Origin of the sequence: Streptomyces sp. R44 (assembly GCF_041053105.1) — a bacterium.
Classification (GTDB): Bacteria; Actinomycetota; Actinomycetes; order Streptomycetales; family Streptomycetaceae; genus Streptomyces.
This window is the reverse complement of record NZ_CP163444.1, coordinates 4,410,212-4,429,666: the sequence shown is the minus strand read 5'-3', so window position 1 is coordinate 4,429,666 and position 19,455 is coordinate 4,410,212. Positions and strand designations below refer to the sequence as shown.

General features: G+C 72.3%; 18 protein-coding genes. 10 read left to right on the top strand and 8 right to left on the bottom strand.

Annotation, left to right across the window (positions count from 1 at the left end; translation table 11 throughout):
- Nucleotides 1-5: 5 nt before the first annotated feature.
- From AB5J54_RS20505 to AB5J54_RS20495, 3 genes are read right to left on the bottom strand one after another with little or no spacing between them, the layout of a single operon-like run.
- Entirely contained in the window at nt 6-917 is a 912-nt protein-coding gene (locus AB5J54_RS20505; RefSeq protein ID WP_369145365.1) for an ABC transporter ATP-binding protein, read from the bottom strand.
- Nucleotides 914-1,804, bottom strand: coding sequence for an ABC transporter permease (locus AB5J54_RS20500; protein WP_369145364.1), 891 nt, complete (start codon nt 1,802-1,804; stop codon nt 914-916). Before AB5J54_RS20500 ends, AB5J54_RS20505 begins: the two co-directional genes overlap by 4 nt.
- Complete coding sequence (locus AB5J54_RS20495; RefSeq protein WP_369149409.1) at nt 1,801-2,757, bottom strand: ABC transporter ATP-binding protein; 957 nt, start codon at nt 2,755-2,757, stop codon at nt 1,801-1,803. The genes AB5J54_RS20500 and AB5J54_RS20495 overlap by 4 nt, the downstream gene beginning before the upstream one ends.
- Before the next feature lie 249 nt (nt 2,758-3,006).
- Between AB5J54_RS20495 and AB5J54_RS20490 the strand changes: the two genes are divergently transcribed.
- From AB5J54_RS20490 to AB5J54_RS20465, 6 genes are all read left to right on the top strand, one after another.
- Nucleotides 3,007-3,852 carry a M24 family metallopeptidase gene (locus tag AB5J54_RS20490; RefSeq protein ID WP_369145363.1) on the top strand — a complete coding sequence of 282 codons (846 nt, stop codon included), beginning with the start codon at nt 3,007-3,009 and terminating at the stop codon, nt 3,850-3,852.
- The gene (locus AB5J54_RS20485) at nt 3,852-5,654 is read left to right on the top strand and encodes an SDR family oxidoreductase (protein WP_369145362.1); all 1,803 of its coding nucleotides are present in this window, start codon (nt 3,852-3,854) and stop codon (nt 5,652-5,654) included. The genes AB5J54_RS20490 and AB5J54_RS20485 overlap by 1 nt, the downstream gene beginning before the upstream one ends.
- A 151-nt stretch (nt 5,655-5,805) precedes the next feature.
- A complete protein-coding gene (locus tag AB5J54_RS20480; RefSeq protein WP_369145361.1) occupies nt 5,806-6,774 on the top strand; it encodes a MerR family transcriptional regulator in 969 nt (322 codons plus the stop codon).
- Between the two features lie 123 nt (nt 6,775-6,897).
- Nucleotides 6,898-7,440, top strand: coding sequence for an RNA 2'-phosphotransferase (locus AB5J54_RS20475; RefSeq protein ID WP_369145360.1), 543 nt, complete (start codon nt 6,898-6,900; stop codon nt 7,438-7,440).
- 41 nt (nt 7,441-7,481) lie between these two features.
- The gene (locus tag AB5J54_RS20470; protein WP_369145359.1) at nt 7,482-7,934 is read left to right on the top strand and encodes a hypothetical protein; all 453 of its coding nucleotides are present in this window, start codon (nt 7,482-7,484) and stop codon (nt 7,932-7,934) included.
- A gap of 19 nt (nt 7,935-7,953) precedes the next feature.
- Nucleotides 7,954-8,856: an LLM class flavin-dependent oxidoreductase gene (locus AB5J54_RS20465; RefSeq protein ID WP_369145358.1), complete on the top strand. Its 903-nt coding sequence runs from the start codon at nt 7,954-7,956 to the stop codon at nt 8,854-8,856.
- A 31-nt stretch (nt 8,857-8,887) separates the two neighbouring features.
- Here AB5J54_RS20465 and AB5J54_RS20460 read toward each other — a convergent pair whose 3' ends face one another.
- Both AB5J54_RS20460 and AB5J54_RS20455 read right to left on the bottom strand, forming a co-directional pair.
- Complete coding sequence (locus tag AB5J54_RS20460) at nt 8,888-9,115, bottom strand: hypothetical protein (protein WP_369145357.1); 228 nt, start codon at nt 9,113-9,115, stop codon at nt 8,888-8,890.
- Between the two features lie 237 nt (nt 9,116-9,352).
- Nucleotides 9,353-9,868 (bottom strand): MarR family winged helix-turn-helix transcriptional regulator, encoded by a 516-nt coding sequence (locus AB5J54_RS20455; RefSeq protein WP_369145356.1) that lies wholly within the window; start codon nt 9,866-9,868, stop codon nt 9,353-9,355.
- A 68-nt stretch (nt 9,869-9,936) separates the two neighbouring features.
- Between AB5J54_RS20455 and AB5J54_RS20450 the strand changes: the two genes are divergently transcribed.
- The 4 genes from AB5J54_RS20450 (at nt 9,937) to AB5J54_RS20435 (ending at nt 13,097) form a co-directional block, all read left to right on the top strand.
- Nucleotides 9,937-10,674, top strand: coding sequence for a hypothetical protein (locus tag AB5J54_RS20450; RefSeq protein WP_369145355.1), 738 nt, complete (start codon nt 9,937-9,939; stop codon nt 10,672-10,674).
- Between the two features lies 1 nt (nt 10,675).
- A complete protein-coding gene (locus AB5J54_RS20445) occupies nt 10,676-11,494 on the top strand; it encodes an SGNH/GDSL hydrolase family protein (protein ID WP_369145354.1) in 819 nt (272 codons plus the stop codon).
- The gene (locus AB5J54_RS20440; protein WP_369145353.1) at nt 11,491-12,141 is read left to right on the top strand and encodes an NAD(P)-dependent oxidoreductase; all 651 of its coding nucleotides are present in this window, start codon (nt 11,491-11,493) and stop codon (nt 12,139-12,141) included. Before AB5J54_RS20445 ends, AB5J54_RS20440 begins: the two co-directional genes overlap by 4 nt.
- A gap of 92 nt (nt 12,142-12,233) precedes the next feature.
- On the top strand, nt 12,234-13,097 hold the full coding sequence (locus AB5J54_RS20435) for a Cof-type HAD-IIB family hydrolase (RefSeq protein WP_369145352.1): 864 nt from the start codon (nt 12,234-12,236) through the stop codon (nt 13,095-13,097).
- Between the two features lie 4 nt (nt 13,098-13,101).
- On the opposite strand, the gene AB5J54_RS20430 is transcribed toward AB5J54_RS20435, so the two are convergent.
- The 3 genes from AB5J54_RS20430 to cydB form a co-directional block, all read right to left on the bottom strand.
- Nucleotides 13,102-14,814, bottom strand: coding sequence for a GAF domain-containing protein (locus tag AB5J54_RS20430; RefSeq protein ID WP_369145351.1), 1,713 nt, complete (start codon nt 14,812-14,814; stop codon nt 13,102-13,104).
- A gap of 20 nt (nt 14,815-14,834) precedes the next feature.
- On the bottom strand, nt 14,835-18,371 hold the full coding sequence (cydD, locus tag AB5J54_RS20425; protein ID WP_369145350.1) for a thiol reductant ABC exporter subunit CydD: 3,537 nt from the start codon (nt 18,369-18,371) through the stop codon (nt 14,835-14,837).
- A gap of 79 nt (nt 18,372-18,450) precedes the next feature.
- Nucleotides 18,451-19,452: a cytochrome d ubiquinol oxidase subunit II gene (gene cydB, locus AB5J54_RS20420; RefSeq protein ID WP_369145349.1), complete on the bottom strand. Its 1,002-nt coding sequence runs from the start codon at nt 19,450-19,452 to the stop codon at nt 18,451-18,453.
- Nucleotides 19,453-19,455 lie beyond the last annotated feature (3 nt).

Below are 19,455 nucleotides of genomic sequence, written 5' to 3'. Positions count from 1 at the left end.
TCCTTTCAGGCCGCGACGAGATACGAGAAGACGGATTCGAGGGACTCGTCCGAGGGCGAGACCGTGAGGAGACGGATGCCCCGCTCCCGCGCGACCTTCGGCAGCAGCTCGGTGAACCGTCCGAAGTCGACGGCCTGGATCCGCAGTCCGCCGTCCACCGCGTCGACCTCGATGCCGGCCGTGGACGGATCGGCGATCAGCGCGGCGGCGAGCGCCCGGTCGTCGCTGGAGCGGATCACATAGCGGTGCGGCCGGTCGGTCATCAGGCGGCGGATCCGCCGGAAGTCGCCGGAGGCGGCGTGCCGTCCGGCCACGATCACCTCGATGTGGGAGGCGAGCTGCTCGACCTCCTCCAGGATGTGCGAGGAGAAGAGGACCGTGCGCCCGTCCGCGCCCATCCGCCGCAGCAGCTCCATGAGCTGCATGCGCTGGCGCGGGTCCATGCCGTTGAACGGCTCGTCGAGCAGCAGCACGGACGGCTCGTGGACGAGGGCCGAGGCCATCTTCACGCGCTGCCGCATGCCCTTGCTGTACGTGGAGATCTTCCGGTCCTGCGCGTACTCCATCTCGACGGTCGCGAGCGCCCGCTGGGCCTCCGCCGCGCCGAGGCCCTGGAGCTCGGCGTTGGCCACGACGAACTCGCGGCCGGTGAGGAAGTCGTACATCGCCTCCCGCTCGGGGACGACGCCGATGGAGCGGTAGACCGACTCGTTGCGCCAGACGGGCTGGCCGTCGAGGGTCACGCTGCCGGTGGAGGGGTCGAGGAAGCCGCCCATCATGTTGATGAGGGTGGACTTTCCGGCGCCGTTGGGGCCGAGGAGACCGGTGACGCCGGGGCTGATCGACATCGTGACGTCGTTGACCGCTACGACGTTTCCGAACCAGCGGGAGACGTGGTCGATGTGCAAGGTGCTCACAGTCCGACCTTTCGGTAGCGGCGCATCAGGATGCCGTAGCAGGCGGCTACGAGGCCGAGGACGACCAGCAGGTAGACCACGCCCACCCCGGCCCCGACGTGCATCTCGCCGGGGAAGGAGGCGGGAGCGCCGAGGAAGGCGTTCTGCAGGCCGATGACGAGGGTGAGGGGGGAGAACAGGCCGAGCCAGACGATGGAGCCGGTGTTCTCGGTGGCGTAGGAGATGCCCTGGAGGGTGGAGACCGCTCCGTACGAGATGGTGAGGACGGCGATCACGGCGGCGACTCCGAAGCCGCGGCGCGGGGTGAGCGCGGCCATGACCAGGCCGATGCCGCCGAAGAGCACCGACAGGATCGCGACGGAGACGATGCCCTGGCCGAACAGCTTGGCCTGCTCGGCGAAGTCCATCTTGGCCAGCATCGAGCCGATCCACAGGATCAGCAGCGGGGCGGCGGTGAGGACGAACAGCGCCGAGGCCATCGCGCCGAACTTGGCGAGCACGTAGTCCACGCGCTCGATCGGCCGCGAGAAGTACAGCGGGACCGTCCGGAACCTCAGGTCGCGGGAGACCGACTGCGGGGCCTGGGAGGCCAGGAAGACGGCGATGACGAGCTGGAGGTAGATCGCGTACTGGGTGTACTCCATGAACAGCTTGTCGGCCTTGGTGTACACCGAGATGGCGACGATGATGAGCGCCGGGACGCACATCACCGCGAAGAGCAGCATCGGCAGCACCTTGGACTTGGCGCTGCGGCCCAGGCCGTACGCGCCGCGCAGCGACTGCGAGAACAGCGACCTGCGCGCGTACGCCCGGCCGAGGCGCGGGCCGTCGTAGGACCGGTAGCCGATGTTGTGGATCTGGGTGGTGTCGGGGGTCTGGGTGCTCATCGAGCCGCCACCTCCTCCTGGTCCGTCGCCTTGAAGACCTCGGCGATGTGGTGACGGCGCTGTTCCATGCGGACGAGACCGAGGCCGAGACCGGCGACGGTGTCCCGCACCAGGTCGTACGTCTCCTCGCCGGCCGTCTCCAGGAGCAGGATGTGGCCGGCGCCCGGCAGGCCGTCCTCCACGCCCGGGTGGATCGTCACACCGGCGGCGGCCAGCGCGTCGCGGAGCGCACGCGTGCCGTCGGGGTGCGCGTCGGAGTCGGTGACCTCGACGGCGAGGGTCGTGGTGGTCCGGGTGAAGTCGCTGGTGGAGCTGGAGCGGAGCAGCCGGCCGCCGTCGATGACGACGACGTGGTCGCAGGTGCGCTCCAGCTCGCCCAGGAGGTGCGAGGTGACGAGGACGGAGATGCCGAAGTCGGTCCAGACCCGGCGGATCAGTCCGAGCATCTCGTCCCGGCCGACCGGGTCGAGGCCGTTGGTCGGCTCGTCGAGGAGGACCAGCTTCGGGTCGTGGACCAGCGCCTGGGCCAGCTTCACCCGCTGCTTCATGCCCGTCGAGTAGCCGCCGATCGGGCGGTAGCGCTCCTCGTACAGGCCGACGTGGCGCAGGGTGTCGGCGGTCCGCTCGCGGGCGGCGGTCGCGGGCAGCCCGGACATCCGCGCCATGTGGACGACGAACTCGGTGGCCGAGACGTCGGGCGGGAGGCAGTCGTGCTCGGGCATGTATCCGACGCGCTCGCGGATCTCCGGGCCGTGGGTCCGGACGTCGAGGCCCAGGACCTGGGCGCTGCCCTCCGTGGCGGGGGAGAGCCCGAGCAGGATTTTGATCATCGTGGACTTGCCGGCTCCGTTGGCACCCACCAGTCCGGTCACACCGGGCCCGATGTCCAGGGAGAGCCGGTCGAGAGCGGTCACCCGGGGGAACCGCTTGCTGAGGCTTTCGGTGGCGATCACAGTCACGCTTCGACGGTAGTGGTGTGCGCCACAGCAGTCGTCAGCCCAACGGCTCGATCCTTCTCCCACTTCAGGAGTACAAGCCCGTAAGGGCGTCGAGACGAAAGTCTTTCCCGCGGCGGTCGTACGGACTTTTCCACAGGGTCGCCGTCCGACCCCTTGACGCAGCCGCCGGGCATTGTCACATTCATCGGTGTCAAGTTACGAACGCGTAGCGCAGCCGGGCGCTCACACGGGACGGCGGGTGGCATGGCCTCAGCAGTGACAGGCGAACTCTCCGCGGAGCTGCGGGGGTTCAGGGAAGTACAGCGGCTCTCCTACGAGTGCGCGGAAGCCGTCGCGGCCCAGCTCAAGCCGGGCGTGACCGAGCGCGAGGCCGCCCGGATGCAGCGGGAGTGGCTGTACGAGCGGGGGGTGCGGGACTGGTTCCACCGGCCGTTCGCCTGGTTCGGGGACCGCACCGCCTTCGTGGACTTCAAGATTCCGCTGCAGTTCTTCCCGACGAACCGGCGTCTGGAGGCGGGGATGCCGTTCATCCTCGACATGGCACCGGTCTACAAGGGCTACACGGCCGACATCGGCTACAGCGGCTGCCTGGGCCTCAACCCCCTGCACGACAAGCTGCTCGCCGACCTGGAGGCGCACCGCGAGCTGATCCTGCGCGAGGTCCGCGAGCGCCGCACCCTGCGCGAGATATACGAGGACGTGGACCGGCTCATGGTCCGCCAGGGGTACGCGAACCGGCACCGGGCCTATCCCTTCGGCGTCATCGCCCACAAGATCGACCGGGTGAAGGAGCGCCGCTGGTCGCCGACGCTCTTCGGCTTCGGCACCCAGTCGCTCAAGGGCCTCGCGAGCGACGCCGTGCACGGCCACCGGGACGGCTGGTCGCCGCTCTGGTCGCCGTACAAGTTCTCCGACCACCCGCCCAAGCCGGGGCTGTGGGCGGTCGAACCGCACCTCGGATTCCGGGGGACGGGCGCGAAGTTCGAGGAGATCCTGGTCGTCACCGACTCCCGGGACCCCGAGCAGAGCGCTTTCTGGCTGGACGACGATCTGCCGCACGTGCGGCGCTGGAACGAAGGGGCGGTCTGATGGCGGGGCTCAACGGAGCGCGGGAGCGCTGGGTCCGGACGGGCGGGATCGAGCTGTGCGTCGCCGAGCTCGGCGAGACGGACCGGCCGACCGTCCTCCTGGTGCACGGGTACCCGGACTCCAAGGAGGTGTGGTCGGAGGTCGCGACCCGGCTGGCCGAGGACTTCCACGTCGTGCTGTACGACGTCCGGGGCCACGGCCGCTCGACGGCGCCGGCCCCGCTGCGCGGCGGCTTCACCCTGGAGAAGCTGACGGACGACTTCCTCGCGGTCGCCGACGCGGTCAGCCCGGACGGGCCGGTGCACGTCGTCGGGCACGACTGGGGCTCGGTCCAGTCCTGGGAGTTCGTGACCGTGGCCCGCACCGAGGGCCGGATCGCCTCCTTCACCTCCATGTCGGGGCCCTCGCTGGACCACTTCGGGCACTGGATCAAGCAGCGGATGGCCCGGCCCACCCCGCGCCGGGTCGGACAGCTCCTCGGCCAGGGCGCCAAGTCCTGGTACGTGTACATGCTGCACACGCCCGTGCTGCCGGAGCTCGCCTGGCGCGGCCCGCTCGGCAAGCGCTGGCCGAAGGTCCTGGAGCGGATCGAGAAGGTGCCGGCCGGCGACTACCCGACGCCCTCGCTGCCGAACGACGCGGCCCACGGCGCCTGGCTCTACCGGGACAACGTCCGGGCCCGGCTCGGCAGGCCGCGGCCCGACGCGTACGCCCACGCGCCCGTGCAGCTGATCACGCCGACCGGTGACGCCTTCCTCTCCGAGCGGCTCTACGACGACCTGGCCACCTGGGTGCCGGACCTGACCCGGCGCACCCTGCCCGCCAAGCACTGGGTGCCGCGCACCCGGCCGGACCAGCTGTCCGCCTGGATCACCGAGTTCGTCCGGGCGAACGAGGACGCGGCGACCAGGGCAGCAGGTCTTCGTCAGCCCGTGGCGTCGACGACGGCGAAGAGCGGTGTGAAGCCGCAGTACGCGGAGCGGTTCGGCGGCCAGCTCGTCCTGGTCACCGGGGCGGCCAGCGGCATCGGCCGGGCCACCGCCTTCGCGTTCGCGGAGGCCGGCGCCCGGGTGGTGGCCGTGGACCGGGACGCCGAGGGGGCGGCCCGCACGGCCGAGATGGCGCGTCTGATCGGCTCCCCGGAGGCATGGGGCGAGACGGTGGACGTCGCCGACGAGCAGGCGATGGAGAAGCTGGCCGCGAAGGTGGCGAGCGAGTACGGCGTCGTCGACGTCCTGGTCAACAACGCGGGCATCGGGCTCACGGGCTCCTTCTTCGAGACCTCGGCCGAGGAGTGGAAGCGGGTCCTGGACGTCAACCTGTGGGGCGTCATCCACGGCTGCCGCTTCTTCGGCGCGCAGATGACCGCGCGCGGCCAGGGCGGCCACATCGTCAACACCGCCTCGGCGGCGGCCTTCCAGCCCTCCCGGGCGCTGCCCGCGTACAGCACGTCGAAGGCGGCGGTGCTGATGCTCAGCGAGTGTCTGCGTGCCGAACTGGCCGACCAGGGCATCGGGGTGTCGGCGATATGCCCCGGCATCGTGAACACCAACATCACGGCGACCGCGCGGTTCGCCGGGGTCACGGACGCGGCGGAGGAGAAGCGGCGGCAGCAGAAGGCCTCCCGGCTGTACGGGCTGCGGAACTACCCGCCGGAGAAGGTCGCGGACGCGATCCTGGGGGCGGTGCTGCACGACCGGGCGGTCGTGCCGGTGACCCCTGAGGCCCGGGGCGCCCACTTCCTGTCCCGGCTCAGCCCGGGAGCCCTGCGGGCGCTGGCCCGCTGGCAGCCGCCGGCGTAGGGGGCGTGGCGCGGGACGGTTCGCGGCCCCGGCCCCACCCCGGGCCGGTGCCGGGCCGGGCCCGGGGCCGGGCCCGGATCGCGGGGAGCAGGCCGGGACCTGCGGTCGTACGATCCCTTCCAGGAGGGGCCCCGCGGCTGCGGGGTGGAGGATGCGGTCGGTGGGAGCGGGTTTGTCCGAGCAGTCAGCACAGCCGGAGTACCGGATCGAGGATCTCGCCCATCACAGCGGGGCCACGGTCCGGACGATCCGCGCCTACCAGGACCGAGGTCTGTTGCCCCGCCCGGAGCGGCGGGGCAGGTCGAACGTGTACGGGGACGCGCATCTCGCGCGGCTCCACCAGATCGCCGATCTCCTCGACCGGGGCTACACCCTGGCCTCGATCAAGGAGCTCCTGGAGGCCTGGGACACCGGCCGGGGGCTCGGCGGCGTGCTGGGCCTGGTCGCGGAGGTCAACGGCCCCTGGACGGACGAGGAGGCGGACCGGATCTCCCGGGCGGAGCTGGACGCCCGCTTCGGCGGCACGCCGGACGAGGACGCCATCCGGGAGGCCGTCGAGCTCGGCGTACTGGAACGACTGCCGGGCCGGGAGACCGAGGAGTACCTCGTACCCAGTCCGCAAGAGCTCGCGGTGGCGGCCGAGTTGTACGCGGCCGGGGTGCCGCTGTCGGCAATCACGGGGCATCTGAGGGAACTTCGCGATCAGGTCGAGCACATCGCGTCCCGTTTCCTGGAGTTCACGACCGAGCACGTCTTCGCGCGCTATCTGGAGCACCGGCCGCCGACGGACGCGGACGCGACCGAGGCGGCGACGATGGTGCGGCGGCTCAGGCCGCTCGCCCAGCAGACGGTGGACGCCGAACTGGCCCGCGCCATGCGCCTGCTGGCGACCCGTCACCTCCAGATCCACCTGTCGCCCGATGGGCCCGCCGTGAAGGACGATCAGCCCCGAGCGGTGTCGCTGCCCGCCGGGACGATACGGGCCGTGCAGAACCTGGTTGGCGCGGAGGGCGTCGAGGCCTTCATCGCCGCGGCCACCGAACGAGAGGTGAGCAAAAGGGCATTGGATGCTCTTGCCTCAAGTCATCGCATAGGGAATGAACTTACCCAATCACCCTGAAAGTGCGGCCCTGTTGTCCACAGAATCATCAACTCGCCTGTGGATAAACGGCTTTGGTTGTGGATCAAACCTGCCCGCTCGAATTCGATGGTGAGGAGTTTCACGCTCCGGCATCCTGACGGAATGAACCAAGCACGCACAGTGAAGGTGTCGAAGTACCTCTCCAAGCACCTGCGCCATCAGCCCGAGCGCATCGGACTCGTCCTCGACGCGCACGGCTGGACCGAGATCGACGTCCTGCTCAGGGCCGCCGCGGAGCACGGCTTCCCGATCACCCGCGAGGAGCTCGACCACGTCGTCGCGACCAACGACAAGAAACGCTTCGCGATCGAGGGCACCCGCATCCGCGCGAGCCAGGGCCACACCGTCACGGTCGACCTGGGCCTGCCGGCCGCCGAACCGCCCGCGTACCTCTACCACGGTACGGTCGCGGCCCGGCTCCCCGCGATCCGGGCGGAGGGGCTGCGGCCCATGGCCCGCCACCACGTCCACCTCTCCCCCGACCGGGAGACGGCGACCCGCGTCGGGGCGCGCCGGGGGCGGCCCGTCGTGCTGAGCGTCGACGCCGGAGCCATGCGGCGGGCCGGGCACGTCTTCCACGTCAGCGCCAACGGGGTCTGGCTGACGGACGCCGTCCCGCCGGAGTTCCTCCGCTTCCCGTCCTGAGACAGATCCGAATCCGGGCAGATCTGGGGCATGATCGGCTCATGGCCCACCCTCACCTGCCCAGCACGGAAGCCGCCGTCATCGCGATCCGCGAGGTCGCCCGGGAGTTCGCCCTGGAGATGACGGTGACCGACGACATCGGCGCCGACCGGACGTCCCGGCGCACCTCCGCCGGCGCGTTCACCGTCCTGGACCCGGACGGCTCCCTGCCCCACGAGGCCCATGTCGAACTCGGCGGCTCCCCCGCCGTCACCGTCCAGGTCTTCCCCGAGGACGACGCCCTGATCACCGTCGACGGCATCGAGTTCGCGGACGTGCCGCGCGACGCCGTCCCCGCCTTCGTCCGCTCCGTCCACGGCGGCCTCGCCCATGTGAAGGGCCGGTTCTTCCCGCCCGGCTGGTGGCTGATCGTCCCGACGCCCGGCGACGAGACGTACAAGGAACTGGTCACGGGTGCCACCCTCACCCCCTGGATGAGCGCCCGCGTCCGCTGACCACCGTAGGCTCGGGGTCATGAGCCTGCGTCTGAGCACCGTGATCCTGCCCGTCGACCGCTGGCACGAGGGGGGCCGCGAGAAGTGGCGGCACGCCGAGGAGCTGGGGTTCCACACGGCGTACACCTACGACCACCTGTCCTGGCGGACCTTCCGCGACCGCCCGTGGTTCGGCGCGCTGCCCACGCTCACCGCTGCCGCGACGGCCACCGAGCGGCTCCGTCTCGGCACCCTCGTGACCTCGCCGAACTTCCGGCACCCGGTGACGCTGGCCAAGGAGCTCATCTCGCTGGACGACGTCTCCGGCGGGCGGGTCACCCTCGGCATCGGCGCGGGTGGCAACGGCTTCGACGCCACCGCGCTCGGGCAGGAGGCGTGGACGCCGAAGGAGCGGGCCGACCGGTTCGGCGAGTTCGTGGCGCTGCTCGACCGGCTGCTCACCGAGGACGTGGTGTCGGAGCAGGGCGCGTTCTACTCGGCCGACGAGGTGCGGAACATCCCCGGCTGCGTCCAGCGCCCGCGGCTGCCGTTCGCGGTGGCGGCGACCGGGCCGCGCGGGCTGAGGCTGGCCGCGAAGTACGGGCAGGCGTGGGTGACGACCGGCGACCCGAAGCTGTACGAGGAGGGGACCCCCGAGCAGTCGGTGGCGGCGCTGCGCGGCCAGGTCGAGAAGCTCGCCAAGGCGTGCGCCGAGTCCGGGCGTGACGTCGCCGAGCTGGACAAGATCCTGCTGACCGGGTTCACCCCGGACCGGAACGGCCCGCTGGAGTCCGTGGACGCGTTCGTCGACTTCGCCGGGCGCCACCGCGAGCTCGGCTTCACCGAGATCGTGATCCACTGGCCGATCGCGGACTCCCTCTTCGCCACCGACCCGACGGTCTTCGAGAACATCGCCACCGAGGCACTCGCCCAGCTGGGCTGACCTTCACCGACCCGCCCCGCACCGGGGCGGATCAGGCCGTGCGATGCCACTCCGCCCGTCGCCCGCCCCGGTCACAGGCGGCGGGGGACGGCGCCCGTTGCTGGGGCACGGCACTCGACACGTCCGGTACGGCGCTGAGGGCGCGGGCCGCCGGCAGTGCCACGATGTCGGCCAGACCGGCCAGGACGTCCCCCACCAGCACCGGCTCCCGTACCGGATGCGCCGCTCCGGCCCGCTCGCACTCCGCGCACAGGGCCATGCGGAGGCTCCCGACCCACGTTCCGTACGGCGCACCGCAGGAGTCGCACTCCTCGCTTCGCCGGCCCGCGACCATGCCCCGCCCTCCCTGGAGACGCCGTCAGCTCCCAGGGGTCTTCCCCGTCACGCCGAAAACGAACGGGTGTTTACGGCCAATTCGTGACGGACCGTTCCCGCTCGCTCAGCCCCGACCCTCGCTCGGCCGAGGCGCTCGCGCTCGCTCAGCCCTGCCGCTCGCTCAGCCCGGGCGCTTCTGCAGGTTCCGGTAGCCCGGATGGACGCCCGGGGTGAGGCCCTGCTGTTCGGCGATCCGCCCGAGGAGCGCCGTCAGCCGCACCCGGTCCTCCTCGTCGAGCGCCGCGAACAGGTCGTCCTCGTGCAGCGCGGCGACCTCGCGGACGCGTCCGAGTGCGCGGCGCCCGTCCTCGGAGACGTACAGCTCGTGGTGGCGACGGTCCTCGGCGCTGCGGCGCCGTTCGACGAACCCCTTCTTCTCCAGGTTGTCGATGAGCGCGACGACCCGGCTCGGGACGACGCCGAGGTCGGCGGCGAGCGAGCGCTGACTCCGCCCCGGCTCCGTGGCGATCATCCGCAGCAGGCCGACGTCCGGCGGGGCGAGGCCGAGCTCGCCGACGCGCTCTCCGAAGCGTCCCGCCGCGTGCGCCCCGAGCTGGGCGAGCAGGAACGCTCCGCCGCGCGGGGGCGGGACCGCCGCCGCTCCGGGATCTTCCACTGGTTGCCGGTCACTGCTCACGGGGTTATCGTACGCCACAAGAATGATTCTCCATTGTGAACTATTCTCCTGAGAGAACGGATAGGCCCGTGTCTGCAGAGAGCTGGACCGACCCCCGGCCGACCCGCCCGACCGAGGCCCCCCGAGGACGCCGGGAAGCCCAGGGAGGACCACCGCCCGGCGTGCTCGCCGTCGTCTTCACCGGCCTGTTCCTGGCCGGGCTCGTCCTCGGCACCGTGCTCGCCGACGGCGACACCTTCCCCTCGCCCTTCGGCGAGACCGGCGAGATCGTGGCGTACTTCCGCGCCCACTCCGGCGCCGTCCGGATCATGGGCGCCCTCCAGTTCGCGGCCTCGATCCCCCTCGCCGTCTACGCCGCCACGGTCTCGGCCCGGCTGCACCGCCTCGGCGTCCGCGCCCCCGGCGCGACCATCGCCCTGGCCGGCGGCCTCCTCGCCGCCGGATTCCTGGCCTGCTGCGGTCTGGTGAACTGGACCCTGTCCCGTACGGAGGTACTCGACCTCCCGTCGCTCGTCCGGGCCCTCCAGTACCTGGCCTTCGCCACCGGCGGCCCGGGCCACGTGGTGACGCTGGGCCTGCTCGTGGCCGGGATCGCCGTCCCCGGACTCCTCGCCGGGCTGCTGCCCCGCGCCCTCGCCGTGACCGGCCTGGTCCTCGCGGCGATCGCCGAGCTCGCCACCCTGACCCTGCTCCTCGACGGCGCCGCCCTGCTGCTGCCGCTGGCCCGCTTCACCTGCCTGGGCTGGCTGATCGCCGCCGGCTTCCTGCTGCCCCGCCGCCGCACCCGCACGAACAAGGAGCTCTGACATGACCGAGAACCTCACGGACAAGCTCGTGCGCTTCCAGCAGCCCGAGAAGACCCTCCGCTACTTGGGGGAGCTGCCCGACACGCGCCTCGCGGGCCTCTTCGGCCTCGACCCCGAGGCGTACCGGACGCTACTGCGGGACTTCGACGACCGGACCCGGGACACCGCGGTCGAACTGCTCAAGGACCCCGCCTTCGCCGAGCGGGCCGGCCGGCTCCCCTTCCGGCCGGGGCAGCGGATCGTGGCCCTCGGCGAGAGCACGACCGCCGACCGGCTGTCCTGGTTCTCGATCCTGCGCCACCTCCTCCCGGACGGCGTCGAACTCGTCAACCTCGCCGTCTCCGGCTCCACCACCACCCAGGCCCTCGCCCAGCTCCCCCCACTCGCCTTCCTGCGCCCCGACTGGATCCTGTGCATGCTCGGCGCGAACGACGCCCAGCGGCTGGGCCGCGGCGCGCGGACGGCCGGCACCCGGCTGGTCAGCGCGGCGGAGACCGAGCGCAACCTCCTCGCCCTGCGGGAACTCGCCGGCCGCGGCGGACTCTCCGACCCGGACCGCTGGATCTGGCTCACCCCGAGCTCCGTCGACCAGGAACGGGCCGACGCCTACCCGCACTTCCGCCGCGCCGGGATCGGCTGGACGAGCGAGGACGTCGACGGCGTCGCCGACTTCCTCCTCGGGCAGCCGGAACGCACGGTCGACACCCGGCACGCCACGGCCGGACTGCACCTGGACGACGGGATCCACCTCACGCTCGACGGCCAGCGCGCCGTCACCGTCGCCCTCGTCCACGCACTGACCGAGGAACGCGCCTCATGAAACTGATGCTCTTCGGCGTCACCGGCGGTACGGGCGCCCAGCTCCTGACCCAGGCCCTCACCGCCGGCCACCAGGTCACCGCCGTCGCCCGCGACCCCGCCCGGGTCCCGGTCACGGACCCGGGAGCGCGGCTGACCGTCCTGCCCGGCGACGTCCTCGCCCCCGGGTCCTGGCGGCAGGCCGTCACCGGCCACGACGCCGTCCTCTCCTGCCTCGGCAGCACCGACCGCAGGCACCCCACGACCGTCTACTCGGAGGGCACGCGGAACATCGTCGAGGCCATGCGCGCCTCCGGCGTCGGCCGGCTGCTCTGCCTCTCGTCCGCCGGCCTGGAGGTCACATCGGACGTGCCGCTGCCGCAGCGGCTCGTCACCCGGTACGTGATCCAGCGGCTCTACCGCCACGGCTACGCCGACATGGCCCGGATGGAGGGCTTCGTACGCTCCCCGGCCGCGGACGGCACCGCGTGGACGGTGGTCCGGCCCCCGATGCTGACCGACGGCCCGCTGACCGGCACCTACCGGACCGCCGAGAACGCCCCTCTGGAGCGGCCGAAGTCCCTCTCCCGCGCCGATCTCGCGCACTACCTGCTCACCCACGTCGACGACCGCCGCACCCACCGGGCCGTCGTGGAGGTCGCGTACTGAGAACACCGCCGGAGAGGGCCTCGACCCAAGAACCCGGGCTCATATGTGCAGCTCCTCGCACGCCCGTGCGTTCGGTGCGGAAGAATGGGACGGTGACCTCTCCCCGTTCCCCGCGCCCTTCCGCCCCGGCGGCCCGGCTGATCGCCACCGACCTCGACGGCACCCTGCTGCGTGACGACAAGTCCGTCTCCGAGCGCACGGTCGCCGCCCTCGCGGCGGCCGAGCAGGCCGGGATCGAGGTCTTCTTCGTCACCGGCCGCCCCGCCCGCTGGATGGACGTCGTCAGCGACCACGTCCACGGGCACGGCATGGCCATCTGCGCCAACGGCGCCGCCGTCGTCGACCTGCACTCCGGAGGCACCTTCCTGGAGGTCCGCCCGCTGGAGCGGCCGGTCGCGCTCGACGTCGTCAGCGCGCTGCGCGCCGCCGCCCCGGGGACGTCCTTCGCCGTCGAGCTCACCACCGGCATCCACTACGAGCCGGAGTACCCGCCCTTCTTCCTCGACCCCGGCGCCACCGTCGCCACCGCCGAGAAGCTCCTCTTCGAGGAGAAGCCCGGCTCGGCCGCGCCGGTGCTCAAGCTGCTCGCCCAGCACCCCGAGCTCGACCCCGACGTGTTCCTCGCGATCGCGCGGGAGGCCGCGGGCGACCGGGCCGCCTTCACCCGGTCCAGCCCGACCGCCCTCATCGAGATCAGCGCGCTCGGCGTCTCCAAGGCCTCCACCCTCGCCCTGTGCTGCGCCGAGCGCGGCATCGCGGCCGAGGAGGTCGTCGCCTTCGGCGACATGCCGAACGACATCGAGATGCTGAGCTGGGCCGGCCGCTCCTACGCGATGGGCAACGCCCACCCCGACGTCATCACCGCCGCCTCGGGCCGGACCGTCGGCAACAACGACGACGGGGTGGCCGTCGTCATCGAGCAACTCGTCGCCGAGGCCCTGGCGCAGCAGGTCTGACCCGTCAGAGCGGGGCCTCCCACACCACCGTCGTCCCGCCCCCGTCCTCGCCCAGGCCCGGGCCGCACCAGCTCGCGCCGCCCAGCGACTCGGCCCGGCGGGCGAGATTGCGCAGGCCGCTGCGCCGCCCGCCCTCCGGGAGGCCGATGCCGTCGTCGGCGACCGAGAGACGCACCCCGGCGGCGCCGTCCGGCAGCGTCACTCCGGCGTCGACGACCACCTCGATCCGGCTCGCCGCCGCGTGCCGGAACGCGTTGGAGAGCGCCTCGCGCAGGGCGGCGATGAGGTTCTTGCCGGTGAGTTCGCCGACCGCCGCGTCGATCGCGCCGAGGAAGCGGTGCGCGGGCTTGAAGCCGAGCGGCACGGCCGCCATGTTGATCTCCCGCAGGACACGGGTGCGCAGCCCCGAAGGCGCCTCGGCGGGCCCCTGCTGGAGCGCGAAGATCGCCGTACGGATCTCCTGGATCGTCACGTCGAGCTCGTCCACGGCCTTGCCCACGCCCTCGCGCACGGCGGGCACGATCGACTTCCGCTGGGCGCTCTCCAGCATCATCCCGGTGGCGAAGAGCCGCTGGATCACCAGGTCGTGCAGGTCGCGGGCGATCCGGTCGCGGTCCTCGTAGACGGCGAGGCGCTCCCGGTCGCGCTGGGCGTCGGCCATCATCAGGGCGAGGGCGGCCTGCGAGGCGAACTGGGTGGCGAGCGTCCGCTCCGCCTCCGTGAACTGCCGGGCGCCCCGCACCCGGGGCGTCGCGAGCGCGCCGAGGACCCGTCCGCCGCTCTGGAGCGGCAGCATCATGCTCGGTCCGTACGAGGCCGTCAGCCGGCTGATCATGCGCGGGTCGGTCGAGGCGTCCGTCACGAAGACCGCCTCTCCCTCCAGGAGCTCCTTCACCACGGCGCTCTCGGGCGGGATCACCACGCCCAGCGACTTCGTGGGCCGGGGCGAGGAGACGGCGACGATCTCCAGGCCGCCCTCCTCGGCGGGCAGCAGCACGATCCCGGCGTCCGCCTCGGCGAGCCGGCGGGCCTGCTCGGCGACGACCGTGAGGGCGTCGTCGGCGTCGCCGCCGGAGAGCAGCGCGGTGGTGACGGCGACCGAGCCGTCGATCCAGCGTTCGCGCTGCCGGGCCGCCTCGTACAGCCGGGCGTTGCCGATCGCGATGCCGGCCTCGGTGGCGAGGACCCGGACCATGTGCACGTCGTAGTCGTTGAACTCGCCCCCGCCGCGCTTCTCGGCGAGGTAGAGGTTGCCGAAGATCTCGCCCTGGACCCGGATGGGGACGCCGAGGAAGGTCCGCATCGGCGGGTGCCCGGGCGGGAAGCCCGCCGCGCGCGGATCGGTGGACAGATCGGCGAGGCGGATGGTCTGCGGGTCGCGGATCAGCGCGCCGAGCAGGCCCGCGTGGCCGTCGGGGCGTCGGCCGATCCGGCGGGCCACGTCCTCGCCGACCCCGAAGGTGACGAAGTCGGAGAGGCCGTCGCCCTCGTCGTCGACGACGCCGATCGCGGCGTAGCGGGCGTCGGCGAGTTCGGCGGCGGTCTCGCAGATCCGGTCGAGGGTGGAGTGGAGTTCGAGCCCGGTGCCGACCGAGCGCATGGCCTCCAGGAGCTGCGGCACGCGGGCCGTGAGCTCCGTGGACAGCCCCTGGAGGCTGCGGGTGGCCTGAGTGGCGGCTTCCAGGGGGTCCGAGGACTCGGACGCGGCGGCGGTCATGGCCTTGAGCCTAGTAAGTCCTATTTGGCGAGAAAAGTCGGCCGTCCACCGCCGTCTGTCGTGGCGAGCAGATCGGTCGCCCGCTCCTGCTCCAGCATCCGCCGCAGCGGGCCGTCCACCGCCGCGAGTTCGGCGTACGGGCCGCGCTGCACGGTCAGGCCCTCGTCGAGGACCACCACCTCGTCGACGGCGTCGAGACCGTGCAGCCGGTGGGTGATGAGGACGGTGGTGCGGCCCTCGGTGGCCCGGAGCAGGTCGTCGGTGAGCGCGTCGGCGGTGGCCAGGTCCAGGTGCTCGGCGGGTTCGTCGAGGACGAGGACCGGGAAGTCGGCGAGGAGGGCGCGGGCGAGCGCGAGGCGCTGCCGCTGACCGCCGGAGAGCTGCGAACCGTGCTCGCCCACGAGGGTGTCGAGTCCGGCGGGCAGCCCCTCGACCCAGTCGAGCAGCCGGGCCCGGCGCAGCGCCTCGCGCAGCTCCTCGTCGTCCGCTCCGACCTTGGCGAGCCGCAGGTTCTCGCGGACGGAGCTGTCGAAGAGATGGGCGTCCTGGGCGCAGAGGCCGACGAGGCGGCGGACCGCGTCGCCGTCGAGCTCCCAGGCGGGCACTCCGCCGATCCGGTACATGCCGTGCTCCACGTCCAGGAACCGCAGCAGCACCTGGGCGAGCGTGGTCTTGCCGGAACCGGAGGCGCCGACGACCGCGACCCGCCGCCCGGCCTCCAGGGTGAGGGCGAAGTCGTCGAGCGCGGGCCGCTCCTGCCCGGCGTGCCGGGCGGAGAGCCCGGCCAGCTCCAGCGGGAACGGGCTCGCCGGGGGAGCGGCGGGCGTCTCCGGCTCGTGTACGGCGACGGGGGCGTCGAGCACCTCGAAGACCCGCTCGGCGCTGCGCTTGATCCGCTGCCGGTACTGGACGGCGAGCGGGAGCCCGGTGACGGCCTCGAAGGCGGCGAGCGGCGTCAGGACGACCACCGCGAGGGCCACCCCTTCGAGCCGTCCGTCCCGTACGGCCTGGACGCCGACGAGCGCGGCCGCCGCGACCGTCAGGCCGCAGACCAGGGCCGAGAGTCCGGCGCCGAGCGCGGTGGCGGCGGCCTGCCGGGAGGCGATGGAGGTGAGGGTGCGGTCGGCGTCCCGGGCCCGCTCGATCCTGTCCCGGAGCGCACCGGCCACGGTCAGTTCGGCGCAGCCGCGCAGCAGATCGGCCACGGCCGTGGCCAGGGCGCCGCGCGCGGGGGCGAGCCGCCGCTCGGCCCGGCGGGCGAGGGCCCCGCCGGCCGCCGGCACGAGGACGCCGGCGACGAGCAGGCCGACGGCGAGGACGGCCCCGGCCTCGGGCAGCAGCCAGGCGGTGAACCCGACGGAACCGACACCCACGAGGAGCGCGGCGCCCACCGGGAGCAGCCAGCGCAGCCAGTAGTCCTGGAGCGCGTCGACGTCCTGGACGAGCCGCGCGAGGAGGTCACCGCGCCGGGTGCGGCGCAGTCCGGCCGGGGCGATCCGCTCCAGGCGCCGATAGACGGAGACCCGCAGGTCGGCGAGCATCCGCAGGACGGCGTCGTGCGAGACGAGCCGCTCGGCGTACCGGAAGACGGCCCGGCCGATGCCGAAGGCGCGCGTGGCGGTGACGGCGACCATCAGATAGAGCACGGGCGGCTGCTCGGAGGCCCGCGAGATGAGCCACCCGGACACGGCCATGAGCCCCACGGCCGACCCGAGCGCCAGACTCCCGAGCAACAGCGCGAGCGCCATCCGCCCCTTGAGCTCCCCGGCCATCCCCCGCACCCGCGCGAGCACCGACGAGGAGGCCACCGGCGCCTGTCCGGCAGGGCTCGTGAGGGGTTCCTCTTCCACGAAGCCGGCGGTGGACGCCTGCACGACCGGGCTCGTCGAGGGCGAATGTTCCACGTGAAACGGAGCGGGCATGTTGCCGCCGAGGCTCACCACGCGATCCGCCACCGCAAGCAACGCCGGCCGGTGCACGACCAACAAGACGGTGCGCCCCGCGGCAAGCCGCCGCACCGCCTCCACCACCCCCGCCTCCGTCGCCCCGTCCAGCGCCGCCGTCGGCTCGTCGAGCAGCAGCAGCGGGCGGTCCGCCAGGAACGCCCGGGCGAGCGCGAGCCGTTGCCGCTGCCCCGCCGAGAGCCCCGCGCCGTCCTCGCCGAGGACCGTGTCGAGCCCCTGCGGCAGCCCCGCGACGAACCCGTCCGCCCCGGCGTCCCGCAGGGCGTCCCGTACCGCCTCGTCGGAGGCGTCCGGCCGGGCGAGCCGTACGTTCTCGGCGACCGTTCCCGCGAAGAGGTACGGCCGCTGCGGCACCCAGGCGATCCGGGCCCGCCACTCCTCCAGGTCCAGCGTCCCCAGGTCGACGCCCCCGACCCGTACCGAACCGCCCTCCTCCGGCACCGCGAACCCGAGCACGACGTCGAGCAGGGTCGACTTCCCGACGCCGCTCGGCCCGACCAAGGCAACCGTCTCGCCGGGCTCGACCGTCAGCGTCGCCGCGTCGAGCGAGGGCTCGGTGCGTCCCGCATGGCGTACGGTCACGCCGTCGAGCTGAAGCCGTACGGACTCCGGCACCGCGGTCGTGCCGCCCTCCCGTACCGGCTGCTCCAGGACGTCGAAGATCTCCTCCGCCGCCGCGAGCCCCTCGGCCGCCGCGTGGTACTGCGCCCCCACCTGCCGCAGCGGAAGGTACGCCTCGGGCGCCAGGATCAGGATGACGAGCCCGGTGTACAGGTCGAGCTCACCGTGGACGAGCCGCATGCCGATGGTCACGGCGACGAGCGCGACCGACAGGGTCGCGAGCAGCTCCAGGGCGAACGAGGAGATGAAGGCGATCCGCAGGGTGCGCATGGTCGCCCGGCGGTACTCCGAGGTGATCGCGCGGATCGACTCGGCCTGGGCCTTGGCCCGGCCGAAGATCTTGAGCGTGGGAAGGCCGGCCACCACGTCCAGGAAGTGACCGGAGAGCCGCGAGAGCAGCTTCCACTGCCGGTCCATCCGGGCCTGGGTGTACCAGCCGATGAGGACCATGAAGACCGGGATGAGCGGCAGCGTGACGACGATGATCGCCGCCGAGACCCAGTCCTCGGTGACGATCCGGGCCAGCACCGCCACCGGCACGACCACCGCGAGCCCCAGCTGCGGCAGATAGCGGGCGAAGTAGTCGTCGAGGGCGTCCACGCCCCGCGTGGCGAGGGCGATCAGCGAACCGGCCTTCTGGCCGCTGAGCCAGCCCGGCCCGAGCGCGGCCGCGCGGCCGAGGAGCCGGCCGCGGAGTTCGGACTTGACCGCCGCGCTCGCCCGGTGGGCGGCGAGCTCGGTCAGCCAGGAGACCAGCCCCCGCGCCACCGCCACTCCGGCGAGCAGCAGCAGGGGCGTGGTCAGTTCGGAAACCGACAGGGCCTTCTGGAAGGCCCCCACCACGATCTCGGCGATGAGCATCGCCTGGGCGATGACCAGCGCCGCTCCGACGAGGCCGAGAGCGACCACCGCGAGCAGGAAGACACGGGTGGCCCTGGCATACCGGAGCAGGCGCGGATCGATCGGTTTCACGTGAAACATGCCCCTCTTGTGAGAGTCGGCTTGAGCGAGCGTCGGCCCTAGTGGGCCTCGGCTCTAGCGGGCGTCGGCCCTAGTGGGCGTCGGCGATGTGCTGCGTACCGATGCGCTTGCGGAACACCCAGTAGGTCCAGCTCTGGTAGAGCAGCACCAGCGGGGTCGCGATCGCCGCGCACCAGGTCATGATCTTGAGCGTGTACGGGCTCGACGACGCGTTCGTCACGGTAAGGCTCCACTCGGGGTTGAGCGAAGAGGGCATGACGTCCGGGAAGAGGGCGAGGAAGAGCATCGCCACCGCCGCCGCGATCGTGACGCCCGAGAGCGCGAACGACCAGCCCTCGCGCCCCGCCTTGATGGCGGCGATGGCGCCGACGAGCGCCACCACTGCGACCAGCATCGCCGCGAGGCTCCAGCTGTCTCCCGTGTCGACCTGGGTCCAGATCAGGAAGCCCAGGGCGAGCGCGGCGGTGACCAGACCCAGCTTGAGCGCGAGCGCCCGCGCCCGCCCCCGGATGTCACCCACCGTCTTGAGCGAGGCGAAGACCGCGCCGTGGAAGGTGAAGAGGGTGAGCGTGACCAGACCGCCGAGGAGCGCGTACGGGTTGAGCAGGTCCCAGAAGGTGCCGACGTACTCCATGTCGCCGTCGATCTTCACGCCCCGGACGATGTTGCCGAAGGCCACGCCCCAGAGGAACGCGGGGATCAGCGAGGTCCAGAAGATGGCCTGCTCCCAGTTGCGCTGCCAGTTCTCCTCGGGCCGCTTCGCCCGGTACTCGAAGGCGACGCCCCGGACGATCAGGCAGACCAGGATGATCAGCAGCGGCAGGTAGAAGCCGGAGAACAGCGTCGCGTACCACTCGGGGAACGCGGCGAAGGTCGCTCCGCCGGCGGTGAGCAGCCACACCTCGTTGCCGTCCCAGACGGGTCCGATGGTGTTGATGAGGACCCGCTTCTCGGCCCGGTCCCGGGCGAGCAGCTTGGTCAGGATGCCGACCCCGAAGTCGAAGCCTTCGAGGAAGAAGTAGCCGATCCAGAGGACGGCGATGAGTACGAACCAGACGTCGTGGAGTTCCATGCC

Excerpts from the sequence above, each read along its gene's own strand:
- AB5J54_RS20500 (WP_369145364.1), bottom strand. The coding sequence starts at position 1,804 with ATGAGCACCCAGACCCCCGACACCACCCAGATCCACAACATCGGCTAC.
- AB5J54_RS20490 (WP_369145363.1), top strand. The coding sequence starts at position 3,007 with ATGGCCTCAGCAGTGACAGGCGAACTCTCCGCGGAGCTGCGGGGGTTC.
- AB5J54_RS20485 (WP_369145362.1), top strand. The coding sequence starts at position 3,852 with ATGGCGGGGCTCAACGGAGCGCGGGAGCGCTGGGTCCGGACGGGCGGG.
- AB5J54_RS20480 (WP_369145361.1), top strand. The coding sequence starts at position 5,806 with ATGCGGTCGGTGGGAGCGGGTTTGTCCGAGCAGTCAGCACAGCCGGAG.
- AB5J54_RS20475 (WP_369145360.1), top strand. The coding sequence starts at position 6,898 with ATGAACCAAGCACGCACAGTGAAGGTGTCGAAGTACCTCTCCAAGCAC.
- AB5J54_RS20470 (WP_369145359.1), top strand. The coding sequence starts at position 7,482 with ATGGCCCACCCTCACCTGCCCAGCACGGAAGCCGCCGTCATCGCGATC.
- AB5J54_RS20465 (WP_369145358.1), top strand. The coding sequence starts at position 7,954 with ATGAGCCTGCGTCTGAGCACCGTGATCCTGCCCGTCGACCGCTGGCAC.
- AB5J54_RS20460 (WP_369145357.1), bottom strand. The coding sequence starts at position 9,115 with ATGGCCCTGTGCGCGGAGTGCGAGCGGGCCGGAGCGGCGCATCCGGTA.
- AB5J54_RS20445 (WP_369145354.1), top strand. The coding sequence starts at position 10,676 with ATGACCGAGAACCTCACGGACAAGCTCGTGCGCTTCCAGCAGCCCGAG.
- AB5J54_RS20440 (WP_369145353.1), top strand. The coding sequence starts at position 11,491 with ATGAAACTGATGCTCTTCGGCGTCACCGGCGGTACGGGCGCCCAGCTC.
- AB5J54_RS20430 (WP_369145351.1), bottom strand. The coding sequence starts at position 14,814 with ATGACCGCCGCCGCGTCCGAGTCCTCGGACCCCCTGGAAGCCGCCACT.
- cydB (WP_369145349.1), bottom strand. The coding sequence starts at position 19,452 with ATGGAACTCCACGACGTCTGGTTCGTACTCATCGCCGTCCTCTGGATC.